This window comes from Thiohalophilus sp. (assembly GCF_031581315.1).
GTDB lineage: Bacteria > Pseudomonadota > Gammaproteobacteria > UBA6429 > Thiohalophilaceae > Thiohalophilus.
Map to the genome: position 1 here is coordinate 1 of NZ_JAVLAZ010000154.1, position 2,880 is coordinate 2,880.

Annotated in this window: 3 protein-coding genes; 1 reads left to right on the top strand and 2 read right to left on the bottom strand. The window is 55.1% G+C overall.

The window, feature by feature from the left end; translation table 11 throughout:
* Positions 1-116: 116 nt before the first annotated feature.
* Complete coding sequence (locus tag RI563_RS13020) at positions 117-1,097, bottom strand: porin (protein ID WP_310694813.1); 981 nt, start codon at positions 1,095-1,097, stop codon at positions 117-119.
* Positions 1,098-1,315: 218 nt separating this feature from the next.
* Here RI563_RS13020 and RI563_RS13025 point away from each other — a divergent pair, with 218 nt between their 5' ends.
* Positions 1,316-2,362: an ABC transporter ATP-binding protein gene (locus tag RI563_RS13025; RefSeq protein ID WP_310694814.1), complete on the top strand. Its 1,047-nt coding sequence runs from the start codon at positions 1,316-1,318 to the stop codon at positions 2,360-2,362.
* Between the two features lie 160 nt (positions 2,363-2,522).
* Here the strand turns inward: RI563_RS13025 and RI563_RS13030 are convergent.
* Positions 2,523-2,880, bottom strand: a 358-nt coding sequence (locus RI563_RS13030) for a PhoU domain-containing protein (protein WP_310694815.1), incomplete at its 5' end; no start/stop codon positions are given.

Sequence of the window (2,880 nt, forward strand, 5' to 3'; positions counted from 1 at the left end):
AAAAAACCCTGACGCTCTCACACGTCAGGGTACTTAAGCACACATAACAACTCTCAGAGCGACGGCAACGTCCCTGTTGCCGACTGTCCTTGCTCTTTTATTCTGTCAATCCGGTTTTAGAACTTCAGAACCAGACCGGCACCCATGAAGGTGTTATCAACATCGGTTGTATTACCCAGTTCTTCTTCCAGATTGGAGTACATCAGATAACCACTGGTTTTCTTGTCGAACTTGTGATCGATACCGACAGCCATCAGGGTGCCTTCACGCGCCGTGGTTTCGTTATCTTCAACCATGATGTATTGTGCCTTGAAGGAGTTCTTGGCACTGATCTTGGTTTTGAAGCTAACACCCAGCCAGTCTTCGTCTTCACCAGCAGTCGTAGCACCTTCGACACCGGACTGCCACAACAGGCCTAATTGCATGTTACCCATCTTGTAGGTTCCGACCAAACGGGTCAGGCTGTTTTCAGCCTGGCCATTGGTGTCATCGTAGGAATCCTGCGCCAGTGCAACATACAGCGGGCCATCTTCGTAAGCGATAGAAGCGGAAATGCTATCAGCCGGACCGTCACCAGCGGTAGTACCATCACCTTCACCCGGAATCAGGGCAATGGCATATTTGATGTTGCCGGATTTACCCAGATAGGCCAGGACATTGTCCAGACGGTTGTCACCATCCTGGTCACCAGCATTTTTCAGGTCAGCCGAGGTATCACCGAACTGGTCGAAATCACCCTGGGCCATTTTCAGCGGCGTATCATGACGACCGAAACGGACCTGACCCCAGCTGCCTTTCAGACCGGCATACATATTACGACGATCGAAACCGGCATCGCCGCCTTGCTCATAATCGACCTGCCATTCGAACTTGTAGATGGCGGAAAGGCCGTTGCCCAGATCGCGGTCACCCTTGACACCAACGCGAGACGCGTGGCTGCTCAGCTGCCAGTTATCGGTGGTTGTGACACCGCCGGATTCCTCTTCCACGCTGCCGTAAGACAGATGAACTTTACCGTATACGGTCGGTGCGGCCTGGGCCAGCATCGGAGTCATCAGTGCGCCGGTTACGGCCAGTGCAATCAATTTCTTTTTCATGTCTCTTCCCCAAAAGTTTGTTGTAACAACGCAACACGTGTTGTGTGCAAATGAACGGGGATGAGTTTGTTGTTGATCTCTTACAGCAGTGTTAACAGGGGATGAAGTTTTTATGACACCCGGGCCGGATTCGGCGCCAACGGCCGGTTTGCAGGCTTACTCGGCCAGATGAATCTGCTATGATGCGCCCCTGAAATGTTTGCATATCAGGGTGTTACGTGGACCAGCCGCTGCTCGAGCTGAAAAATATCGAATGCCGCCACCGCGGCGTGATTGCCGTTGAAAACCTCAACCTGCATGTCAACCAGGGCGATCTGGTCTGTCTGCTGGGCCCCAGCGGCTGCGGCAAGACCACAGTGTTACGTGCCATTGCAGGCTTTCAGCCCCTTCATAGGGGGGAAATTCGACTGCGGGAACAACGCATTTCCTATCCCGGCTACACGCTGGCCCCGGAAAAACGCCATATCGGCATGGTGTTTCAGGACTATGCCCTGTTCCCGCACCTGGATGTCTGCGGCAACATCACCTTTGGCCTGCGCAACCTGGGCAAGTCCGAATGCAAGCGGCTGGCCAATGAAATGCTCGAAGTGGTCGGCCTGGCGGGGATGGGGGATCGTTATATCCACGAGCTGTCCGGCGGCCAGCAACAGCGAGTTGCCCTGGCCCGGGCACTGGCGCCGCGCCCCGAGCTGATTCTGATGGATGAGCCGTTCTCCAATCTCGATATCGACATGCGCGAGCGCCTGAGCAACGAGGTACGCCAGATTCTCAAGCAGCAGGGCACCAGCGGCATTCTGGTGACCCATGACCAGCACGAGGCCTTTGCCATGGGCGATCAGATCAGCGTCATGAGCGAGGGCCACATCCTCCAGCGGGATACCGCCTATAATCTGTATCACTCCCCGGCCAACCGGTTTGTTGCCGATTTTATCGGTCAGGGAGTCTTTGTTCGGGGAACGCTGGTCAGCCCGGAGACGGTCAAAACCGCCCTGGGAACGATCAGCGGGGATCGTGCCTATGAATGGGATCCCGGCACGGAAGTGGAATTGCTACTGCGTCCGGATGATATCGTCTATGACCCGGAGGGCGCGCTACAGGGTAAGGTATTGCAACGGGCCTTCAAGGGCGCGGAGATTCTGTATACCCTGCAGCTGGAAGACGAGACCGAAGTCCTATCCCTGTTCCCCAGTCATCACGATTTTGCCATCGGTGAGCAAGTCACGGTCAGCCTGGCGCTGGATCACATGGTGGTGTTTCCGCTATAAAAACAGGGACGAGTTACGAGGGCCAAGTGACGAGGCGGTGCGTGGGACGCACCCTATTTCAGCTCGTAGGCCCGATAAAGCGCCAGCGGTATCGGGCATTGCCCGCAGTTCGCCGGACACCGCTAGCGCTATGTCCGGCCTACTCCTGCCGACTACTAACTTAGCTCTTCCTCGCATCGCGCTCGACCTGTTCCAGGCTGATGTGACGTACATCCTTGCCCTTCACCAGATAAATCACATACTCGCAGATATTGCGGGCGCGGTCGCCGATACGCTCCAGGGAACGGGCTGACCACATCATGTTGATGACCTCGGGAATGGAGCGGGGATCTTCCATCATGTAGGTCATTAATTCGCGCAGGATACTCTCGTATTGTTTGTCGATTTTGATATCCTGACGCGCGACATCAATGGCCATGTCTGCATCCATGCGGGCAAAGGTATCCAGCGACTCATGCAGCATCTTGTGCGCTCGCTCTCCCATATGAATGATGCCGGTAATCATCTTGTTATCACTG